This window comes from Streptomyces sp. NPDC053076 (genome assembly GCF_044546845.1).
Lineage (GTDB): Bacteria > Actinomycetota > Actinomycetes > Streptomycetales > Streptomycetaceae > Streptomyces.
Genome location: NZ_JBITZL010000001.1, coordinates 1,103,111 through 1,122,713 on the forward strand (window position 1 = coordinate 1,103,111; position 19,603 = coordinate 1,122,713).

The 19,603-nt window shown below is 71.4% G+C and carries 20 protein-coding genes; 10 read left to right on the forward strand and 10 right to left on the reverse strand.

The window, feature by feature from the left end:
* Positions 1-38: 38 nt before the first annotated feature.
* Positions 39-575 (reverse strand): SRPBCC family protein, encoded by a 537-nt coding sequence (locus tag ACIGYR_RS04425; protein ID WP_399602904.1) that lies wholly within the window; start codon positions 573-575, stop codon positions 39-41.
* 234 nt (positions 576-809) lie between these two features.
* On the opposite strand from ACIGYR_RS04425, the gene ACIGYR_RS04430 reads away from it, so the two are divergent.
* The gene (locus ACIGYR_RS04430) at positions 810-983 is read left to right on the forward strand and encodes a hypothetical protein (RefSeq protein WP_391837853.1); all 174 of its coding nucleotides are present in this window, start codon (positions 810-812) and stop codon (positions 981-983) included.
* Between the two features lie 56 nt (positions 984-1,039).
* Here ACIGYR_RS04430 and ACIGYR_RS04435 read toward each other — a convergent pair whose 3' ends face one another.
* Positions 1,040-1,225 carry a hypothetical protein gene (locus ACIGYR_RS04435; protein WP_399602908.1) on the reverse strand — a complete coding sequence of 62 codons (186 nt, stop codon included), beginning with the start codon at positions 1,223-1,225 and terminating at the stop codon, positions 1,040-1,042.
* Positions 1,226-1,459: 234 nt separating this feature from the next.
* Here ACIGYR_RS04435 and ACIGYR_RS04440 point away from each other — a divergent pair, with 234 nt between their 5' ends.
* Both ACIGYR_RS04440 and ACIGYR_RS04445 read left to right on the forward strand, forming a co-directional pair.
* Complete coding sequence (locus ACIGYR_RS04440; protein ID WP_399602911.1) at positions 1,460-3,046, forward strand: ATP-binding protein; 1,587 nt, start codon at positions 1,460-1,462, stop codon at positions 3,044-3,046.
* A 99-nt stretch (positions 3,047-3,145) separates the two neighbouring features.
* Complete coding sequence (locus ACIGYR_RS04445; protein ID WP_399603234.1) at positions 3,146-3,433, forward strand: SpoIIE family protein phosphatase; 288 nt, start codon at positions 3,146-3,148, stop codon at positions 3,431-3,433.
* Positions 3,434-3,642: 209 nt separating this feature from the next.
* On the opposite strand, the gene ACIGYR_RS04450 is transcribed toward ACIGYR_RS04445, so the two are convergent.
* Together ACIGYR_RS04450 and ACIGYR_RS04455 are read right to left on the reverse strand one after the other, a co-directional pair.
* On the reverse strand, positions 3,643-4,977 hold the full coding sequence (locus ACIGYR_RS04450; protein WP_399602914.1) for a hypothetical protein: 1,335 nt from the start codon (positions 4,975-4,977) through the stop codon (positions 3,643-3,645).
* Between the two features lie 245 nt (positions 4,978-5,222).
* The gene (locus tag ACIGYR_RS04455; protein ID WP_399602917.1) at positions 5,223-5,636 is read right to left on the reverse strand and encodes an arsenate reductase ArsC; all 414 of its coding nucleotides are present in this window, start codon (positions 5,634-5,636) and stop codon (positions 5,223-5,225) included.
* A gap of 95 nt (positions 5,637-5,731) precedes the next feature.
* Between ACIGYR_RS04455 and ACIGYR_RS04460 the strand changes: the two genes are divergently transcribed.
* Both ACIGYR_RS04460 and arsB read left to right on the forward strand, forming a co-directional pair.
* Entirely contained in the window at positions 5,732-6,040 is a 309-nt protein-coding gene (locus tag ACIGYR_RS04460) for an ArsR/SmtB family transcription factor (protein ID WP_391837843.1), read from the forward strand.
* The gene (gene arsB / locus ACIGYR_RS04465) at positions 6,037-7,155 is read left to right on the forward strand and encodes an ACR3 family arsenite efflux transporter (RefSeq protein ID WP_399602920.1); all 1,119 of its coding nucleotides are present in this window, start codon (positions 6,037-6,039) and stop codon (positions 7,153-7,155) included. The genes ACIGYR_RS04460 and arsB overlap by 4 nt, the downstream gene beginning before the upstream one ends.
* 166 nt (positions 7,156-7,321) lie before the next feature.
* On the opposite strand, the gene ACIGYR_RS04470 is transcribed toward arsB, so the two are convergent.
* A complete protein-coding gene (locus tag ACIGYR_RS04470) occupies positions 7,322-7,831 on the reverse strand; it encodes a GNAT family N-acetyltransferase (protein ID WP_399602923.1) in 510 nt (169 codons plus the stop codon).
* 25 nt (positions 7,832-7,856) lie between these two features.
* Complete coding sequence (locus ACIGYR_RS04475; RefSeq protein WP_399602926.1) at positions 7,857-8,231, reverse strand: ArsR/SmtB family transcription factor; 375 nt, start codon at positions 8,229-8,231, stop codon at positions 7,857-7,859.
* Positions 8,232-8,617: 386 nt separating this feature from the next.
* Here ACIGYR_RS04475 and ACIGYR_RS04480 point away from each other — a divergent pair, with 386 nt between their 5' ends.
* The 3 genes from ACIGYR_RS04480 to ACIGYR_RS04490 all read left to right on the forward strand — a co-directional run bounded on the left by ACIGYR_RS04480 (position 8,618) and on the right by ACIGYR_RS04490 (position 13,802).
* On the forward strand, positions 8,618-10,021 hold the full coding sequence (locus ACIGYR_RS04480; protein WP_399602929.1) for an NAD(P)-binding domain-containing protein: 1,404 nt from the start codon (positions 8,618-8,620) through the stop codon (positions 10,019-10,021).
* Positions 10,022-10,391: 370 nt separating this feature from the next.
* A complete protein-coding gene (locus ACIGYR_RS04485) occupies positions 10,392-11,372 on the forward strand; it encodes an alpha/beta fold hydrolase (RefSeq protein ID WP_399602933.1) in 981 nt (326 codons plus the stop codon).
* A 345-nt stretch (positions 11,373-11,717) separates the two neighbouring features.
* On the forward strand, positions 11,718-13,802 hold the full coding sequence (locus ACIGYR_RS04490; RefSeq protein WP_399602936.1) for a SpoIIE family protein phosphatase: 2,085 nt from the start codon (positions 11,718-11,720) through the stop codon (positions 13,800-13,802).
* A 168-nt stretch (positions 13,803-13,970) separates the two neighbouring features.
* Here ACIGYR_RS04490 and ACIGYR_RS04495 read toward each other — a convergent pair whose 3' ends face one another.
* The 3 genes from ACIGYR_RS04495 to ACIGYR_RS04505 form a co-directional block, all read right to left on the reverse strand.
* Complete coding sequence (locus tag ACIGYR_RS04495) at positions 13,971-15,533, reverse strand: SpoIIE family protein phosphatase (RefSeq protein ID WP_399602938.1); 1,563 nt, start codon at positions 15,531-15,533, stop codon at positions 13,971-13,973.
* Positions 15,530-16,084, reverse strand: a complete 555-nt coding sequence (locus ACIGYR_RS04500; protein WP_391837828.1) for a methanogen output domain 1-containing protein — start codon at positions 16,082-16,084, stop codon at positions 15,530-15,532. The genes ACIGYR_RS04495 and ACIGYR_RS04500 overlap by 4 nt, the downstream gene beginning before the upstream one ends.
* Before the next feature lie 287 nt (positions 16,085-16,371).
* Entirely contained in the window at positions 16,372-16,971 is a 600-nt protein-coding gene (locus ACIGYR_RS04505) for an HD domain-containing protein (RefSeq protein ID WP_399602940.1), read from the reverse strand.
* A gap of 68 nt (positions 16,972-17,039) precedes the next feature.
* On the opposite strand from ACIGYR_RS04505, the gene ACIGYR_RS04510 reads away from it, so the two are divergent.
* Together ACIGYR_RS04510 and ACIGYR_RS04515 are read left to right on the forward strand one after the other, a co-directional pair.
* On the forward strand, positions 17,040-17,663 hold the full coding sequence (locus ACIGYR_RS04510) for a hypothetical protein (protein WP_399602942.1): 624 nt from the start codon (positions 17,040-17,042) through the stop codon (positions 17,661-17,663).
* A gap of 162 nt (positions 17,664-17,825) precedes the next feature.
* Positions 17,826-18,182 (forward strand): cupin domain-containing protein, encoded by a 357-nt coding sequence (locus ACIGYR_RS04515; protein ID WP_391837822.1) that lies wholly within the window; start codon positions 17,826-17,828, stop codon positions 18,180-18,182.
* Between the two features lie 218 nt (positions 18,183-18,400).
* Here the strand turns inward: ACIGYR_RS04515 and ACIGYR_RS04520 are convergent, their stop codons facing one another.
* The gene (locus tag ACIGYR_RS04520; RefSeq protein WP_399602945.1) at positions 18,401-19,378 is read right to left on the reverse strand and encodes a pyridoxal-phosphate dependent enzyme; all 978 of its coding nucleotides are present in this window, start codon (positions 19,376-19,378) and stop codon (positions 18,401-18,403) included.
* Positions 19,379-19,603: the final 225 nt, after the last annotated feature.

Sequence of the window (19,603 nt, forward strand, 5' to 3'; positions counted from 1 at the left end):
CTTCGGCCGGAAGGCCGGGGAGCGGGGCGTCGGTCGCCTCAAGGCCGGGTCGTGCCGTCGGTGACCTGATCCGGGCGCACAGCCTCCAGTTCCCGCTTGAGATTGCGCAGTGTGGCGTCGATGTTGCCGACCTGGAACTCGGCGAAGGTCCTGCCCCCGGTGACGACCCGGTCGAAGAGGTGGGCGGCGAACGCGGGCCATGCCCGCCGGTCGTCGGTCCATGTCTCCGTCACCTTCGTGGACCCGCCTTCGGACTCGAAGGTGTACTCCCAGCTCGCGATCGGACCCCGCAGGCGCGGACGCTTGACCCCGATCGCGTGGACGCGGAAGGCGAAGCGCCGTCCGGGATCGGTTGCGGTGACCGTGCACCGCGTCACCCAGCGGAAGGCCCCCCGCTTGTTGCGCCCCACGAACGTCGTTCCCGCAGCCGCCGGGCCCTGCGACGTCGCCTCCGTGGTCCCCAGGTTCTCGGGACTCCAGCGGCCCATGTCGGCGGGACGGCTGACCGCCTGATAAGCCGTCTGCGGCGACACGTCGATGACGATGCTGCGGGACACGGTGAAGGAGCGGGGCACGGGGCGGCCTCCCACGGGCGGATCCAGAGGGCTACTGACGAGTAGCAAGCATGGCACGCGGAAGCCTGGCCGCATACCTGCGCGCGCCCGCCACAGCCCCGGGCGAGGGGCCCGCACCGGAGGCGGCTGAGGGCAACGCTGCCGCACCCTCCTCGCGCGGCCTGTCGCACCGCCCGAGTTTTTCGCACCGGGGGCCGGGCAGAGAATCCAGTGAGGACCGGCGAAGGGATCGACATGAGTGCCGGAGAGAAGGCCAAGGCCAAGGCCGAGCAGGTGGTCGGGAAGGCCGTGCGGAAAGTGGCCCACGCGCTCGGTGACAGGACGACGGAAGTCAAGGGTGCCGCACTCGAGGCCCGGGGCAGGGCCCGCCACATCAAGGAACGCTCGAAAGGTGCCTTCGGGCGCTAGTCGGCCTTTCGCATCTCCACCCGAAGTGAGGGGGCCGGGGGCCCGGCGCCCGGTGATCACCGGGCGCTGTCCCGCGGGCAGGCAAAGGGGCCGGGCGGAATGCCCCACTTCACGGGGTTTTGCCGGTCGGTCAGTATGCCGCGGCTGAGCAGCATGGCGGTGACACCGTCCGGCTGGGTGATCTCGCGGATGAAGACGGCCTTGCCGGGCGGGTGTGTGTTGGTGCCGTCGAGTTGCAGCACACCGGAGGCACCCGGGTACTGGGCCGGCCGTGGGCGGTGAGCCGCAGGGAGATGTCATCGGGCTCGACTCATCCGTGCGACGCCCGGGCTGCGGCTGCTCCCCTTCTCATCGCCGCCGGGGGCCCCGGTCTACTGCCGGGGGTTTCGATCTCGGCTCGGACAACATGCGTTGTCGGGGCGCGGGTACAGTGTGCTTACCCCACGACCCCAGCTGCCCACTCGGCGAGGAAAGACATGCAGCCCGCGATCACGACCGAGCCGCCCCACAAGAGCGCGCTCTCCGGCTGGACCACTCGGCGCTGGCTGCGAACCGGGGTGGCCACCACCCTGGTCGTCCTGGCCGTGCTCGGCTCACTGGGTGGCTGGGCGATGTGGCGTACATCGCACCTCACGGCCGCGCTGGTGGACCGACGCTCCCCGGCCCTCATCGGCGCCATGCGGGTGGAGCAGGCGCTGGTCAACCAGGAGACCGGAATCCGTGGGTACGGTCTCTCCGGCCGATCGGACTTCCTCCAGCCGTACGCCCAGGGCGTGACCGCCGAGAGGACCTCCCTGCGGGAGTTGCGGCCCCTGGTCGGGGACGACCCCCGGGCCGCCGGTGACTTGGCCGATGTCGAGCGACTGGCCGGCACCTGGCAGGAGCGCATAGCCCGCCCCATCTCGGCCGCCTCCCCCGAGGAGGCGATGAAGCTCTCCGCGCAACGAGCCGCGGAGGGCAAGTCCGCGTTCGACTCGCTACGGCGGGCAATGGCGCGGCAGCAGGCTCATCTGCAGAGCGTCCGCGCGGCGTCCGCGCGGGAACTGCGGGCGTCGGAGACTCTGCGCAACTGGATGTTCGCCGTCATCGCCGTCGTCATCGTCTCGGTCGCGGTGCTGGTCTTCGAGGGACTGCGCCGTGGCGTCACCGGCCCCCTCACCCGGCTCGGCTCGGACGCACGTGAGGTCGCCCAGGGCAGTTTCGGCCGCTCCCTCACCGGCACGGGCCCCGCCGACCTGCGGCAGCTCGCCTCGGACGTCGAGTCGATGCGCCGGCGTCTGGTGGAGGAGCTGCAGTTCAGCGAGGCCGCCCGCCACCAGATGGACGAACAGGCGGAGGACCTGAGGCGCTCGAACACCGAGCTGGAGCAGTTCGCCTACGTCGCCTCGCACGATCTGCAGGAACCGCTGCGCAAGGTGTCCAGCTTCACCCAGCTCCTGCAACGGCGGTACGGGGGGCAGCTGGACGCGAAGGCCGACCAGTACATCGCCTTCGCCGTCGACGGCGCCAATCGCATGCAGACCCTCATCAACGACCTGCTGGCCTTCTCCCGCGTCGGTCGCGTCCACAACGACCATCAGACCGTCGACCTGAACGCGGTGATGGCAACGGCCCTGGACAACCTCAGCGTGGTCGTCGAAGAGGCCGGCGCGGAGATCACCCACGATCCGCTGCCCACCGTTGTCGGCGACACCACACAACTGGGGATGCTGTGGCAGAACCTGTTGTCGAACGCCGTCAAGTTCCGCAGTCCCGACCGGCTGCCCCGCATCCACTTCGGTGCCGTGTCCGACGGCGGAGTGTGCGAGTTCTCCGTGACCGACAACGGCATCGGCATCGCGTCCGAATTCCAGGAGAGGGTCTTCGTCCTCTTCCAGCGCCTGCACACCAAGGACGCCTATCCGGGCACCGGCATCGGCCTGGCGATGTGCAAGAAGGTCGTGGAGTTCCACGGCGGCACCATCGGGATCGACGCCGACTACAAGCTCGGCACCCGCGTCGTCTTCACCCTTCCCGTCGCCGTGACCTCGCCCGTGAGTCCGGAAAGAGAGGCCCGGCCGTGACCGTCCCAGTCCCGGGCCGCGTCGAGCGGTACGGCGTTCTGCTGGTGGAGGACGACGACGGAGACGCCCTGCCGCATCCTTCCCGGAGGGGGCGAGTGGCTGCCCACCACGGTCGCCCTGCCTGTCTGTGGGGCGCTCATCGCCTACACGGACGGTCTCATCGAGGGCTTCGCGGACGGCACGGGCGCCCGGCTCGGGGCGGACGGCCTGCTGCGCATCATCGACACCAGCCACGCGCCCGACCCCGGCCTGCACCTCGACCAGCTCATCGCCCGTACCCGCGCGTTGAACGCCGACCGGCACACCGACGATCTGGCTGTCCTGCGGATGGACTGGAACGCCGGGGACGCCGACCGCACTCCGAGCGCGTGGCGCACCGCACCGTAGTCCGGCACGGGGCGAGGACGGAAGTCCGGCGGGACGACACCCTGACAGCACGTCCTCGGACTCGCTCACTCCTGCAACGGCAGCCCGTACCCGATGTGCCGCGCCGGCCGGAACCGTCTCCTACCGATCGGTGAGGAGCACGGGGGCGGCCGGCGGGACCTGGTGTGCCCCCTTCTCAGGGGCCGCCGGCCGCGGGGCTGATCGTCGGTTCAGCGGGTGATCCGCTCCAGGATCCAGTCGGCCAGGGTCTCGGTGACCTGGCTGTGCTCGGTGTTCTTCGAGTCGCACTTGAACTCGTCGAGCATGCTCTTCTCGGCCGGCAGCGACTCGATGTCCTCGTAGGGGTTCACGTCCCATGCGACGGGGTCGAAGTCCAGCGCGACCGCGCTCACCGCCGGGACGAAGCAGCCGCTGCGGTGCTCCTGCCGGATTTCCGCCTTGAGCGCGTCCGCGATCATGCCGAAGGAGGCGAGGCTGCCACCGGGAGCGCCGTCAAGGGCCGGGACGTGGGAAGTGCTGCCGCGGCGCACCTGGCCCAGGGCCTTCATCTCGCCGATCGGCTGGTGCTCGCCGTTGTCGGGTTGGATGCGGGCCGACGCGGCGGCGACCAGTGGCAGCCGCCAGTCGAACACCGTCTCACCGGGCGGCAGGTCACGGCCTGTGCCGTTCCCCATGCCGTTCGACACGCCGAGCTTGCGGGGGCGCACCGGGAACTGGCCGTACTCCTGCAACTCCGCCAGGAACTGCTTGCGCAGCTCGCTGGAGGTGGCGACCGCGCCGGAGTACTTGGCGTCCTCGACCCAGGCCCACAGCAGTTGCTGGGCTGCGGGGCTCCTGATGAGGTCGGCCTGCTTGGGCGCGTCGGGGTTGCCGGTGGGGAAGGACTCGAAGAAGTAGGCCATCTGCTGGAGTACCAGCGGGATCCACGCCCCGTTGTGCGGGGTGTCCCACGAGAGGTAGGTCTCGGTCTGGTGGTCCATGCTGTGGGCTTCCATCTCGGCGAGGGCATAGCGGGTGATCATGCCGCCCATGCTCACTCCGCCCACGATGAGGGGGGCATCGCCCTGCCGCTCGCTGATGGCCTGCTGGATGGCGCTGATCACCACACCGGCGTTCGCCTGGATGTAGGTGTGACGCTGCTCGAAGCCGACCAGAACGACATCAAGCCCCGCGGCGAGCAACTGGTCGAGAAGACCCGGCTTGCCCTTCTTGTAGGGGGCGTTGAAGTGGTTCCACAGGCCCGGCAGATCGCTGAGGCCGTAGTTGAAGCCGTCCGCGAAGATGAACGGCCGCTCCAGGTTCTTGCGCCCCTCGGCCAGATAGACCGCCGCCGTGCCGGTCGCCACCTCACCCCGGTAGGGCCGCGAGGACCGCAGCTCCCAGGTCCTTGGCTTCCGGTCCTCGGTGCGGGCTGCCCGAGCCGGGCTTGCGAACCAGACGCCCGGCTCCAGCGCCCCGGCAAGCGTCGCCCGCGCATCGGCCGGGGGCTTTCCTTCTTCCTGCTTCGCTGTCAACTCGACATCGATGCGAGCTTCCTGCGCCACGACTACCGCCTTCGCTCGGGTACTTCTCATGGCCGTGCCACTGGACGGGCACGGGGCTCATCGCGACCACATGTGCAGGGACAGGTAACGCGCCGGAGCAGCCGCCAACCCTCAGCGCGGACTCCAGAACTCCACCCCATGGCTACGTAAAGTAACAGTGCGATCGCTCTGAGTGTCACCATCGGGGCGAGTCGGCGTGGCTCCTTGAGATGGGGTCGGCTCGGCCTCGGCGAGCGGCCGTGAACTTACGCGGTCCTCTCCGGGGCGATCTCGGTGATCAGGCCCTCGACCAGGGTCTTGATCTCGTCGCGGATCGGACGCACGGCCTCGACGCCCTGGCCGGCCGGGTCCTCCAGCTTCCAGTCCAGGTAGCGCTTGCCGGGGAAGACGGGGCAGGTGTCGCCGCAGCCCATGGTGATGCAGACGTCCGACTCGCGGACCGCGTCGACGGTGAGGATCTTCGGCGTCTCGGCGGAGATGTCGATGCCGACCTCGGCCATGGCCTGGACGGCGGCCGGGTTGACGGCACTGCCCGGGTCGGAGCCGGCGGAGCGGACCTCGACGCGGTCTCCGGCCAGGTGGGTCAGCCAGGCGGCGGCCATCTGGGAGCGGCCGGCGTTGTGGACGCAGACGAACAGGACGGACGGCTTGTCGGCCATGGTGATCGCTCTTTCTCGTCGCATTGCGGACCCCGGCCGCCAATGACTTCAGCTCCCGCTGGTATCAGCGAGGAAGGGTGTGACAATATCAGCGCATGCTGACTTCAGTCGATCCTGATGTGATCCGGGTGCTGGGCGATCCGCTCCGCCTCCAGATCGTGACCCTGCTGGCGCGCGAGACGCTGTGCACGACCCACCTGGTCGAGGAGACCGGAGCCAAGCAGACCAACCTCTCCAACCACATGAAGGTGCTGCGCGAGGCCGGGATCGTGGAGACCGAGCCGTGCGGCCGCTTCACGTACTACAAGCTCAAGCCCGACGTGCTGGCCGGCCTGTCCGAGCGGTTCGCCGAGCTCGCCGCCTCCGCCCGCACCGCCGCCGGGAACAAGAGGGCCTGCCCGTGACCGCCACCGAGCCCACCCCCGCCGCCACCCGGGGCGCCGACCCGGCCGGGGACGACTCGATCGTCAAGAAGCTCTCCACTCTCGACCGCTACCTGGCGCTGTGGATCCTCCTCGCCATGGCCGTCGGCCTGGGCCTGGGGCGCATCGTCCCGGGCATGAACGACGTGCTGGCGAAGATCGAGACCGGCGGGATCTCCCTGCCGATCGCGCTCGGTCTGCTGGTGATGATGTATCCGGTCCTCGCCAAGGTCCGCTACGACAGGCTCGACCGCGTGACCGGCGACCGCAAGCTGATGGTCTCCTCGCTGGTCATCAACTGGATCGTCGGTCCGGCGGTGATGTTCGCCCTGGCGTGGATCTTCCTGCCGGACCTGCCCGAGTACCGCACCGGCCTGATCATCGTCGGCCTGGCCCGCTGCATCGCCATGGTCATCATCTGGAACGACCTGGCCTGCGGCGACCGTGAGGCGGCCGCCGTCCTGGTCGCCCTGAACTCCGTGTTCCAGGTGCTCGCGTTCGGCCTGCTCGGCTGGTTCTACCTCGACCTGCTGCCGCGCTGGATGAACCTCGGTGACGGCCAGGGCCTGGAGGTGTCCGTGTGGCACATCGCGCTGAACGTCGTCGTCTTCCTCGGCATCCCGCTGCTGGCCGGCTTCCTCACCCGCCGCATCGGCGAGCGGAAGCTGGGCCGCGCCGGCTACGAGCAGAGGTTCCTGCCGAGGATCGGCCCGTGGGCGCTGTACGGGCTGCTGTTCACGATCGTCGTCCTCTTCGCCCTCCAGGGGAAGACCATCACCTCCCAGCCGCTGGACGTCGCCCGGATCGCGCTGCCGCTGCTGGCCTACTTCGCGGTCATGTTCTTCGGCACCTTCCTCCTCGGCAAGGGCCTGGGGCTGGCATACGACCGCACCGCGACCCTCGCCTTCACCGCGGCGGGCAACAACTTCGAACTGGCCATCGCGGTCGCCATCGCCACCTTCGGCGTCACCTCCGGCCAGGCCCTGTCCGGCGTCGTCGGCCCGCTCATCGAGGTGCCGGTGCTGATCGGCCTGGTCCACGTCGCCCTTGCCTGGCGCAGGAAGTTCGCCGCCGACGCGGTGACGACGGCCGCGTGACGCGGCACAGGCGCATCCCTGCCGACGGCACCCCTGCCCTTGACGGGCCGTGCCCGCACCTGCTCGGCCACGGCCGCCGAGCGCCGGCCCGCGGGCGCCTCAAGCCCTCCGCGTCGTCGGGCGCGACCGGATCAGCCGTGGGCCAGGGCGGCCAAGAGGTCGCCCCTCAGCTGATGACGGGGCTGCGGCGCTCGACGAGGACGACGTCGCGCCAGACGCCGTGATGGCGCCCGATGCGCTCCCGCGTGCCGATGACCCGGAACCCGGCACGCCGGTGGACGGCGAGGCTTGCGGTGTTCTCGGGGAAGATCCCGGACTGGACGGTCCAGATCCCGGCCCGCTCGGTCGAGTGGATCAGCGCCTTGAGCAGGGCGGAGGCGACGCCTCGGCCACGGGCCGTGGGGTGGACGTAGACGGAGTGCTCGACCACGCCCGCGTAGGCGCACCGTTCGGAGACGCCGCTCACGGCTACCCAGCCCAGCACCGCCTCGCTCTGGTCGAGCGCGGCGAAGCGGTGCTCGGGCAGCTTCGCGGCGTCGAACGCCTCCCAGGAGGGTGGGCTGGTCTCGAAGGTGGCGTTGCCCTCGTCGATGCCCGCCTGGTAGATCGCCAGCACCTGTTCGGCGTGTTCCGCCGTCAACGGCACGATCACCGCGCCCACCGCTCCGCTCGCCACCGCCGCCCCCGCTGTTCGTTGCTCGTCAGGCAGCGGTGGGCGGCGTCAGCAGCTTGCCCATCGCGCCGAGCACGGATGGCTCGACCCGGTAGTAGACCCAGGTGCCACGCCGCTCGGAGCTGAGCAGTCCGGCCTCCTTGAGCTTCTTCAGGTGGTGGGAGACGGTGGGCTGGGAGACGCCGACGTCGGAGATGTCGCACACGCACGCCTCCCCGCCGTCGTGCGAGGCCACGGCGGAGAACAGCCGCAGCCGCACCGGGTCGCCGAGCGCCTTGAACATCCGCGCGGCCGTCTCGGCCTCCTCGGCGGTCATCGGACGCTCGGCCAACGGCGGACAGCACGCCACCGCACCCTGGCTGTCAGCGGGTTCGAGCAGCGGCAGCACCTTCGCGTTCGACATACGTCTATGTTGACACACGTCGAACCAGTGCGGCGAGGCCCGTCACCGGCGTGCGACGCGGCCGCCAGGCATCGGGCGACGCGATCCGCGCCCCGGCCGCAGCGTGAGGCCGTCGTGGTGCCGGGGCCACGGCACGGCCATGTGGCCGGACGCCTCCAGTGCCACCGGCCACAGCCCCCAGTGTCACCGGCCGCAGCCCCTGGCGCGGCAAGGTGTGAGCGGTGGTGAGCCCGGACTGCCGCCGCCGATGACGACGACGAGCGGTCCGCTCCATCGGCGATCGCGGCTATGACTTCGATGCATGTCTATGTTGACGCTCATCAATACAGCTGCCATGCTGGCCGCGCAAGCCATCGACAGATGTCGAAACACCGCTAGGAGCCGCCGTGAACGCGCCCGCCACCACCGAGCTGCCCGTCATCGTGATCGGGGCCGGACCGATCGGCCTGGCCGCCGCCGTCCACCTGGTCGACCGGGGCATCGAACCCCTGGTCCTGGAGGCCGGGCTCACCGCCGGCGCCGCGGTGCGCGAGTGGGCCCACGTACGGCTCTTCTCCACGTGGGGCGAGCTCGTCGACCCGACCGCCGAGAAACTCCTCGCCCCCACCGGCTGGACCCGGCCCGACCCGGCCACCTGTCCCTCCGGCGGCGACTGGGCCGAGCTCTACCTCCAGCCGCTGGCCGACGTCCTCGGCGACCGCGTCCGCCTCGGCGCCACCGTCACCGGCGTCTCCCGGGCAGGGCGGGACCGGGTCGTCGACGCCGGCCGCGAGACCCAGCCGTTCGTCGTGCACATCACCCACGCCGACGACCGCGAGGAGCGGATCCTCGCCCGTGCCGTCATCGACGCCTCCGGCACCTGGACCACCCCGTCCCCGGCCGGCGGCAGCGGCCTGCCCTGTCTCGGCGAGAAGGCGGCTGCGGACCGGATCGCCTACCGTGTCCCGGACCTGAACGACCCCGCCGTCCGCGCCCGGTACGCGGGCAAGCGCACCGCCGTCGTCGGCTCCGGCGCCTCCGCCTTCACCGCCCTCGCCTGCCTCGCCGACCTGGCGGTGTCCGACGACGGGCTCGGCACGAAGGCCGTGTGGATCCTGCGCCGGGGCATCTCCGGCGCCACCTTCGGCGGCGGCGAAGCCGATCAGCTGCCCGCCCGCGGCGCCCTCGGACTCGCGGCCAAGGCCGCCGTCGACAACGGCTACGCGGACGCGGTCACCGGGTTCCGCACCGAGGCGACCGAGCGCGACAGCGACGGCTGTCTGCTGCTGGCCGGTGAGGACGGCCGCCGCCTCGGCCCGGTCGACGAGGTCATCGTGCTGACCGGCTTCCGCCCCGACCTGTCCTTCCTCTCCGAGATCCGCCTCGGCCTGGACGAGCGCCTGCAGGCCCCGGTCGAACTCGCGCCGCTGATCGACCCCAACCAGCACTCCTGCGGCACCGTCCCCCCGCACGGCCACCGGGAGCTCGCCCACCCCGAACAGGGCATCCACCTGGTCGGCATGAAGTCCTACGGCCGCGCCCCGACGTTCCTCGCGATGACGGGATACGAGCAGGTCCGCTCCGTCACCGCCGCCATCGCCGGCGACCTCGAATCCGCTGACCGTGTCGAACTCACCCTCCCCGACTCCGGAGTGTGCGGCGGCGCCGGCCTCTTCGACACCCCGGAAGCCGAACAGACCGACGGCTGCTGCGCCCCGGCGCCCCGGCTCCTCCAGCTCGCCGCACCGGCCACCGTGACCGCCGGGGGCCAGGCCGAGGAGGCTCCGGCAGGCGGCTGCTGCGGCTCGTGACCGACCTCGACACCCGCCAGGGCGGGGGCCGCGACCGGAACAGGGGACCGGTCGCGGCGCCGCGCCGCCCTGCCGGCCCTCCGCCACCGGCCGGCGGCCCTCGCGACCCCGTCCCAGATGAACGGGCGCCCGGCCGTGACCGGTGCGGGCGGCTCGGTGAGCCGCCTGACCGTGGAAGGGCTCGGTGAGCGGCGTGATTGCGGAAGACGTGCAGTCGGCTGTTCCGTGAGGGCCTCGGACCGAACTTGCCGAAACCGCAAACAATCATGTCCGGCGGCAGGACTTTCCGCATGATCGGCGTTGAGCCAGGGGAACGGCGGCAGGCAGTCCGTTCCGGCGCCCGGCAGACCGACGGTTCTGGAGGACACGCATGTCGCAGCACGTCACGGAAGCCACACACCGGTCTGTCCCGTCGCCCGGAGGCCGGATCCACCTCGTGGAGCAGGGGACCGGGCCGCTGGTGCTGCTCGTCCACGGCTTCCCGGAGTCCTGGTACTCCTGGCGTCACCAGCTGCCGGTACTCGCGGCGGCGGGACACCGAGCGGTCGCCGTCGACGTCCGCGGTTACGGCCGCTCCTCCAAGCCGGCCGCGACGGATGCCTACCGGATGCTCGACCTCGTGGCGGACAACGTCGCGGTGGTGCAGGCCCTGGGCGAGGAGTCGGCGGTGGTCATCGGCCACGACTGGGGCGCGACCATCGCCGCGACCTCCGCCCTGCTCAGGCCGGAGGTCTTCCGCGCGGTCGGACTGCTGAGCGTCCCCTACACCCCGCCCGGCGGCCCCCGGCCCAGCGACGTCTTCGCCCGGATGGGCGGGGACGAGGAGTTCTACGTCTCCTACTTCCAGGAGCCGGGCCGCGCCGAGGCCGAGATCGAACCCGATGTACGCGGCTGGCTCGCCGGCTTCTACGCGGCCCTGTCCGGCGACAGCATGCCCCGACCCGGCGCTCCCGATCCGCACTTCGTCAGCCCGGCCGGGGCGCTGCGTGACAGGTTCCCCAGCGGCCGGCTGCCCGCCTGGCTCAGCGAGCGAGAGCTTGACGTCCACGCCGGGGAGTTCGAACGTACCGGCTTCACCGGAGCGCTCAACCGCTACCGGAACATGGATCGCGACTGGGAGGACCTCGCAGCCTTCGACGGCGCCCCCATCACCCAGCCCTCCCTGTTCATCGGCGGCAGCATGGACGCTTCCACGACCTGGCTGGCCGACGCGATCAAGGCGTACCCGGTCACGCTGCCGGGTCTGGTCTCCTCCCACCTCCTTGACGGCTGCGGCCACTGGATCCAGCAAGAACGCCCCGCCGAAGTCAACCGCCTCCTGACCGACTGGCTCGCCGCCCTGCCCGCCTGACACGCCCACCGGTGGCGCCACCCCGCACCGCCACCGACCCCGCCGGTCTGCGGATCAACTCTCCGGCAGCACGAGCGTGCAGCGTCAAGCCGTACCCGCAGAGTGCCGGAGAGCACCGGTGAACCGGTCGCGCGGACCGCGCCGATCGCCGCCGGCCGCAGCGGTCCTGCCACGATGCCGCGGGCCTGTCTCCCTGGGGGCGGCGGGGGGCATTCTGCTCCTGTACGTGCGCGGAAGGCCGCTCCAGGGGGACCATGGGAGCCGAAGCACTCCATAGGTACCCGGCAGGCCACGGGCCGGTCCGAACGAAGGCCCCTGTGGTCCGGCACATGGAAGGAGTGCCGTGTGAGCGCAGCCGATGGGCGTCCGGCTGACCCCGGCCAGCCGGAGGAGCGGTCGCCGCAGCCGAGTGGGCTGATGGACCTGCTCGGCGTCGCCGCGGTGCTGCTGGATGCCGAGGGGCGGATCGTCTTGTGGAGCCCGGAAGCCGAGGACCTGTTCGGCCATACCGCTGAGGAGGCCCTCGGGCAGTACGCGGCGCCGCTGCTCGTCCACGAACAGCACTGGGAGCTGATCGTCAAGCTGTTCGCCGAGGTCATGGGCACCGGGGAGAGGTGGGCCGGGGCGTTCCCCATCCGGCACAAGGACGGCAGCGCCCGGCTGGTGGAGTTCCGCAACATGCGGCTGCTGGACGACCGCGGCGACTTCTACGCCCTGGGCCTGGCCACCGACGGGTCACGGCTCCGGGAGGTCGAACGGGACCTCGCCCTGTCCACCCGGCTGATCTCCCAGTCGCCCATCGGGCTGGCGACCCTCGACACCGATCTGCGGTACGTGGCGGTGAACCCCGCCCTGGAGCGGATGCACGGCATTCCCGCGGAAGAGCATCTGGGTAGGCACTACCGCGAGATCATGACCTCGGCGAAGTTCGAGGGGCCGGAGGCCGGGATGCGCCAGGTCCTCGAGACGGGGACTCCGATGGTCGACGAGTACACCATCGTCGGCCACAGTCCCGCCGACCCGCAGCTGCACGCCTGGTCGATCTCGCTGTACCGGCTGGAGGACCCCCAAGGGCGTGTCCTCGGGGTGGCCGACCTGGTGGTGGATGTCACCGACCGTTATCAGGCGGCCACGGAGGCCGCCGAGGCCCGCCGGCGTCTGGCGCTGATCGCCGACGGCTCCGCGCGCATCGGCACCACCCTGGAGGTCGAGCAGACCGCCCGCGAGCTGGCCGGCGTCACCGTTCCCGAACTCGCCGACATCGCGACGGTCGACGTCCTCGACTCCGTCCTCGACGAGCACCACGTGCCCCTGGGCGACGGGCCCGCGCTCTTCCGCGCCCTCGCGGTGCAGGCCGCCTATGCCACCGAGGCCGTCCAGGCCGCCGGTCCGACCGGCCGGACCGCCGCCTACGACGCCGACAGCCTGCCCACCGAATGCGTGCGCACCGGCCGCCCGATCCTGATCTCCCACACCGATGACACCGACCTGGCCCGCATCGGCCGCGACGACCGCGCCGCCACGCTGCTGGCCCGTGCCGGCGTGCATTCCCACATGCTGCTCCCGCTCACCGCCCGCGGCCAGATCCTCGGCTTCCTGGGGCTGAGCCGCGCCCGCAACCAGCAGCCCTTCAGCGAGGACGACCTCGCCCTCGCCGGTGAGCTGGCCTCCCGCGCCGCCGTGTGCATCGACAACGCCCGCTCACACCAGAGCGTGCGCAACGCCTCCGAGATCCTTCAGCGCAGCCTGCTCCCGGACCACCCGCCCCACCTCCCCGGCCTGGAGGTCGCCTCCCGCTACCGGCCCGCACAGGCCGCCTACGAGGTCGGCGGCGACTGGTACGACGTCCTGCCGCTCGACGGCGACAAGACCGCACTGGTCGTGGGCGACGTCATGGGCAGTGGCATCGACGCCGCGGTCACCATGGGCCGGCTGCGCACCGGCACCAGTGACTTCGCCGACCTCGACCTCGACCCTGCCCAGGTCCTGCGACACCTCGACAAGATCACCTCAGGGCTTGAGCAGTACATAGCCACCTGCGTCTACGCCGTCTACGACCCTCACCGCGCGGAGTGCCACATCGCCGTCGCCGGTCATCTGCCCCCCGTCCTGGTCCGCTGCGGCAAGCACCCGGAACTGCTCGACCTGCCGACCGGCACCCCGCTCGGGGTCGGCGGCGTCCCCTTCATGACCACGACCTTCCCGGTCTGCTCCGGCGATCGGCTGGTCCTGTACACCGACGGACTCGTCGAGGTCCGTCATCACCCCATCGACGAACGCCTCGACACCCTCCTGGACCTGCTTGACGCACCCGACCGCACCCTGGAGGAAACCTGCGACCGGCTCCTTCGCGAACTCCGGCGGCCCGCCGACCCGGACGATGTCGCCATCCTCATCGCACGTATGCGGCCCTTCGCGTCCGCCGCTTGACTCCGGCCCTGGTCCGACCCGGGGGGCCGCACCCACCGGGGCGCGCTGGAGACCTGTGCTGGTCAACGCGCGACGCGCCCCTCGCCCCGCCCGCACCGGTCGACCACCGCCGCACGGGCGGCTCGTCTTCGTCGGCGGCATTCGTCGGCGGCATCCTGGAACGTTCGGTCAGTCGGGCTGGACGAGAAGCAGGGCGCGGTCGTCGAGGTAGGTGGCGCCGGGCTGATGGTTGAGGAACAGCCGGCACAGGTCGTGCACGTTGAGGCCGGCGCCCCGGCGGGCCGTCTCGGTGAGACGGGCCAGGCCGGTGTCCAGGTTCTCTGCCCGCCGTTCGATCAGGCCGTCGGTGTAGAGCAGGACCGCTTCGTCCCGGGCCAGCGTGGTTTCGCCCTGGCGGTATGCGGCGCCGGGTATGGGCCCCACCGGGGGTGAGATAGGGCCGTCGAGGTAGCGACTGGAGCCGTCGGGGGAGACGGCGAGCGGCGGCGGGTGTCCGGCTTTGACGTAGGTCAGGGTACGTGTGGGCCGGTGGTAGAGCAGGTAGCAGGCGGTGGCCATCTGACCGCGGTGGTAACGGTGCAGGTACTCATTCAGTTCGGAGAGCACCTCCGCCGGTCGGTCGCCGCAGCGTACGACGATGCCGCGCAGAGCGGCGATGACCTGGGCCATGACGGCCGCCTGGGGCAGGCCGTGGCCGGCGACGTCGCCGATCGACAGGCCGATGTGGTCGTCGTCGAGGGTGTAGAGGTCGTACCAGTCGCCGCCGACCAGGACCATGTCGCTGCCGGGCGCGTAGCAGGTCGCCACTTTCAGCCCGGCGATGTCCGGCAGTCGGGGCAGGAGGCTGAGCTGGAGGCGTTCGGCGACCCGGTGTTCGTGCTCGTACAGTCCGGCGCGGCGTACCGCCTGGGCGATCTGCTGGCTCACGGCGGTCAGGTGTTCCGCCTCGGGTGCTCCCGCCGCCCCGGGCCGTACCGCCAGGGCGCCCAGCACCACACCGTCGGCCTCCAGCGCGATGCGTACCGTTGTGTCGGAATCACCGGGGCGTGCCCTGCACTCTTGCCGGTCGAGGTCCTTCCAGGCGGTGTCCGACAGGACGCGGAGGTCCTCGCCCGGTCCCAGGGCGGGCACCAGGCGCCGGGAGTGCAGCTCCAAGGTCACGCCCTCGACGTCCAGCACCCGCGCCGCGGTGGCCGTCACGGCCTCGGCGACCTGGGCCAGCGTCGCCGACGACGCCAGAGCCGCCGTCAGCTGGTACAGGCGCTGCAGGCGGGCGCGGGCGACCTGCTCGGCGAGCAGCAGCTGCTCGCGTTGGGCCTCCGCGGTCCGCCGGATGGCGACTTCCCGGTTGAGTGCGAGGACTTGCCGGCTGAGGACGGTGAACCGGTCGGCGTGGTCCAAGCGGTGCAGGTGCAGTTGCACCGCCGTTCCGGGGCCCTGCCACCAGGTGGCGCGGACGCCGTGGCAGCGGAAACGCACCCTGCTGCCGTCACCGTCCTTCAGAGCGAGCGCGCCGGGCAGCGGACTGCCGGTACGCAGCCAATTGCGCAGATGCGTCCGCAGGACAGCGGCATCGTCCTGGATGAGGGCATACAGGCTGGATCCCGCGCACATCTGCGGGATCGAGGTGGCAGCGGCGGGGTTGGCCGCCAGGATCGTGCCGTCCCCGGCGCACAGGACGACCGGGTGCGGCAGTGGTCTGGTGATGGCCTCGAACAGGCCAAGGTTCACGCAGGAACCCTACCGGTGGCCGCGCCGCCGTCAGACGGTTCCGCGTCGGCGAAGTACTCACGGCCGGTCACCGGCCCGGCGCCGGGCACCAGGTGGACCACGACACGGCAGCCGGCATCACCGCGGGCGATGGTCTCCTGCAGTTCGACGCTGGCATAGCCGAGGTGGCGGGCGGCGATCGTCCCGAAGACGTTCGACGTCATCATGCACATCGACTCACGACCCAGCACCTTCTCCGCGAAGGGGCAGGCCCGGTTGCCGAGCACGATCTTCGTGTCGTCCTGTTCGATGACGAAGAAGTCTCCCTTGATGCGCCGCTTGAGATCCACCAGAGTCGCCGCGACCTGCTCCGGGGACAGCCGGTCCACGCCGAGGGCCTCGAGATACATCTCGTCGATCTGCGTACCCACCGCCTGGCCCACCAGGCTGATGTAGCCGGACGCCTCTTCGAGGCCGATCACCGACTCCAACGACGTCGCCAGCTCCCGCACCAGCGTCCGCAGGAACACGTCACGGTCCAGATCGATCTTCACATCCACCGGGTGGCCCATACGACTCTCTCTCCTCGGCGCCGCGGAATCAGACCCACCGCGCCCAATAGATCCCCAAAGAGCAGTGACTCTGTCACACCAGCGGCTTCCTTGCTGAGGGCCCTGCTCCCACCTCGGCGTGATCTGCTCCCTCCCGGCCCACCGCGGCCGGTTCCGGCCGGCAGCCCGCCTCCGCCGTACCCGCGGCACGTCAGCCGGCGCCGGACCACCGCGCCCACCAGGGTGCTGTCGAGACGGATAGCCGGATGAGTCCGGTGTCGGCCGCCTCCTCAACGGCGCGCGGACGGTCACCTTCGGGTGAGGGGGTGGGACACCTGGTACGCCAGCCTACGGTCGGCGCCCTCCCCGATGGCCGTGAGGGCCTCGTCCAGCTCCATGAACCATTCCCAGGGCGGCCGCCCGCCGGCACCGACCAGCCGGGCGACCACCAGATCCTCCAGCTCCGGAACCCGTTTGTTCTTCCAGACCTTGTCGGCGAGGCTCACCAGCAGGTCCTCCACGCCGATCCCGGGCGTCGCCCAGGACGCGTGTGTGCCGGCGAAACGGGCGAGTGAGGGCGGCACGCCGTGATCCAGCAGCAACTCCCGGCCCGCGGCCTCGTGTTGCGCACCGGGGCCGGACAGCTCGGCCGGGTGCAGTGCCTTGCCGATGTCGTGCGTGGCGGCACCGAACAGCACCGCCTCGGCGTCGAACTCCAACTCGGGGCAGTGGCGGCGCAGCCAGTCCACGAGCTGTGCCGCGACGTCGTGCACCGCCCTGAGGTGGGCCACCAGCCGGGGCGGGGCCTCGACCTGTCCCAGCAGCAGAGCGGCCCGTTCGGGCAGGGGGCGCAGGGGCGGATCCTCGATGTCGTCCGTCGCGATCGACGGTGTGTCTGCAGCGGTCACCGTGCCAGAGTAAGCACCGGAGCGGACCCGAGGGAGGGCTGACCGGGGCGGGGGCAGGGATGCAGACGGTGAACACGGTGTTCCTGCTCGGTACGGGCGTGTTCTGGACGGCTGCCTATGTGCTGCTCATCCGCACGGGGCTGCGGGAGCACACCTTCGGCATGCCCGTCGTCGCCTTCGCCACCAACATCAGCTGGGAGTTCATGTTCGCGTTCGTGCGCCCCGCGTCCGGTGTCATGCATGTCATCAACATCGTCTGGTTCTGCTTCGATCTCGCCATCGGCTACACCGTCGTACGTCACGGCCGGTCCGAATTCCCCTACCTGTCCGGCCGGTTGTATCTGCCCGCGCTCACCGCGCTGCTCGCCCTGGCGTACCCCGGCATGAACTTCACCTCCGAGCAATTCGACGAGGGCGCCGGTACGATCACCGCTTGCGGCAGCAACCTGGCGATGTCCGCGATGTTCCTCGCGATGCTCGCGGCCCGCCGGGGCGCGCGCGGCCAGTCCCTCGGTATCGCGCTGGCCAAGCTGCTCGGCACGGCCTGCGCCTCCCTCGCGATGCTCACCGACCCCGACCCGGCGCCACGCTACGACAGTGCCCTCATGCGCTACCTCTACGTCGGCTGCTTCGTGCTCGACCTCGCCTATCTGTGCGCCCTGTGGACCCTACGCCGGGCCGCCCGTCACTGACATCGATGTCCGCGCTCGCCGCTGGATGGCAGGAGAGGAGCGCGGGGTTGACGATGGTCTCGTGGGGTACGGCCGCCGCCGCAGCGCCGGTGCCGTCCGAGGCCGCCGGGGGACGGAGACCGGCCCCGGCCGCGGTCGGCGGCCGGAAGGGAGAACACCGTCATGCTGGAAGTGAAGACGGTCGAGAAGCCGGATGAGCGGCGCGACTTCCCCCGCGGCCACCTCGAAGCGCTCCATCTGACCGGGCTCGACTTCGCGGTGGCCACGTTCGAACCGGGCTGGCGCTGGTCGGAGTCCGTGGCACCGATCGCGGGGACCCCGAGCTGCATGGTCCACCACAACGGCTTCGTCGCGCAGGGACGCATGCACCTCCGTATGGACGACGGCGGAGAGAGCGAGGTCGGCCCGGGTGACGTCTTCGTGTGCTCGCCCGGCCACGACGCCTGGGTGGTCGGAGACGAACAGGTCGTGGTCTACGACTTCGCCGGGACCATGGCGAACGAGTACGCAAGGGGTTAGCCGTATGTAAGGCGGGCCGGTCCGCCTGTCCCCTCACCGGGCCGCACGGGCCCCTCACAGGGTCGCGGGCCGTACGGACCGCGACCCGACGGCCCGTCCGGGGTTCGTCGCGCGGCCCGCGGGGGCCGCGCCTCTCCCTGGCCGGCAGCGGTTCGCTGGGGCCGATCCGGCAGCGGTTGGCGAAGGCCGGTGACGTCCGGGAACGCCGCCGCCTCCCCTCACTCGCCGAGGACCCGCGCCCCCTCCTGCGCGAACGCGATCGCGTCCGGGTGGCCGAACAGGCCCGGCAGTCCGCCGGTGTGGACGAAGACCGTCTTCTCGCCCGGGCGGATCTCGCCGTCCCGGACCGCCGCGCGGAGACCGGCCAGGGCCCGGCCCGTGTAGGTCGGGTCCAGGACCAGGCCCTCGGTGCGGGCGGCCAGGCGGAGCGCCTCCCTCACCGGACCGGTCAGGGCCGCATACCCGGCGCCCACCTGGTCCCGGCGGACCCGCAGGCCCTCCGGCGCGACCTCCTCCGTCGTGAGCGGTGCGGCGAACTCCGCCACCGCCGCGGCCGGGTCGGCCAGCGCGCCCACGTCGACGCCGAGCACCGACCCGCTGCCCAGGGCCGCGACCAGACCGGCCATGGTGCCGCCCGAACCGAGCGCGACCACCGCCGTACGCAGGCCGGGAAGCTGCTCGCGCAGTTCCGTGCCGCAGCGTGCGTAGCCCCTGGCGCCCAGCACGCTGGAACCGCCGAATGGGATCGGCGCCGGACGGGCACCGGCCGCCCGCAGGCGCGCGCGGACGTCGGCCGCCGCCCGGTCCAGTCCGGCCTGGTCCACCTCGCCGGCCCAGGCGAGCCGGGCCCCGAACAGCCCGTCCAGGGCCAGGTTCCCCGAGCGCGAGGCGCCCGGGGAGCCCCGCAGGACGAGGACGACGTCCAGCCCGAGCCGGGCGCCCGCAGCGGCGGTGAGCCGGGCATGGTTGCTCTGCGGCGCCCCGGTCGTCACGAGCGTGTCCGCGCCCTCGGCGAGGGCCGCGCCCACCGTCCACTCCAGCTTGCGGATCTTGTTCCCGCCGCCGCCCAGGCCGGTCAGGTCATCCCGTTTCACCCACAGGTCGTCCGGTCCGAGCCCGAGCGCGGTGGCCAGCCGGGGCGCCGGTTCGACGGGAGTGGGGAAAGTGCCCAGCGGCACGGGCGGGTAGTGGCTCATGACGAGGTCCTAGGGTCGGTGGTCGGTGGTCGGCGGTCGGTGGTGGCGGCCGACCTGAGGCGTCCGGCTTTGTGACCGGCCGATCACCACCGGGTGTCCGGCGCCGTGGCCGATCGAGCACGGCCGGCCGGGTCTCCCGCGTTGTGGTCGGTCGAGCACGGCTGGGAGGGTGTCCGGCGTTGTGGCCAGTCGATCACGGCCGGGCGCCTGGCGTCACCCGCGTCA

Excerpts from the sequence above, each read along its gene's own strand:
- ACIGYR_RS04455 (WP_399602917.1), bottom strand. The coding sequence starts at position 5,636 with ATGGCCGACAAGCCGTCCGTCCTGTTCGTCTGCGTCCACAACGCCGGC.
- ACIGYR_RS04430 (WP_391837853.1), top strand. The coding sequence starts at position 810 with ATGAGTGCCGGAGAGAAGGCCAAGGCCAAGGCCGAGCAGGTGGTCGGG.
- ACIGYR_RS04460 (WP_391837843.1), top strand. The coding sequence starts at position 5,732 with ATGCTGACTTCAGTCGATCCTGATGTGATCCGGGTGCTGGGCGATCCG.
- ACIGYR_RS04500 (WP_391837828.1), bottom strand. The coding sequence starts at position 16,084 with ATGGGCCACCCGGTGGATGTGAAGATCGATCTGGACCGTGACGTGTTC.
- ACIGYR_RS04520 (WP_399602945.1), bottom strand. The coding sequence starts at position 19,378 with ATGAGCCACTACCCGCCCGTGCCGCTGGGCACTTTCCCCACTCCCGTC.
- ACIGYR_RS04485 (WP_399602933.1), top strand. The coding sequence starts at position 10,392 with ATGTCGCAGCACGTCACGGAAGCCACACACCGGTCTGTCCCGTCGCCC.
- ACIGYR_RS04515 (WP_391837822.1), top strand. The coding sequence starts at position 17,826 with ATGCTGGAAGTGAAGACGGTCGAGAAGCCGGATGAGCGGCGCGACTTC.
- ACIGYR_RS04475 (WP_399602926.1), bottom strand. The coding sequence starts at position 8,231 with ATGTCGAACGCGAAGGTGCTGCCGCTGCTCGAACCCGCTGACAGCCAG.
- ACIGYR_RS04440 (WP_399602911.1), top strand. The coding sequence starts at position 1,460 with ATGCAGCCCGCGATCACGACCGAGCCGCCCCACAAGAGCGCGCTCTCC.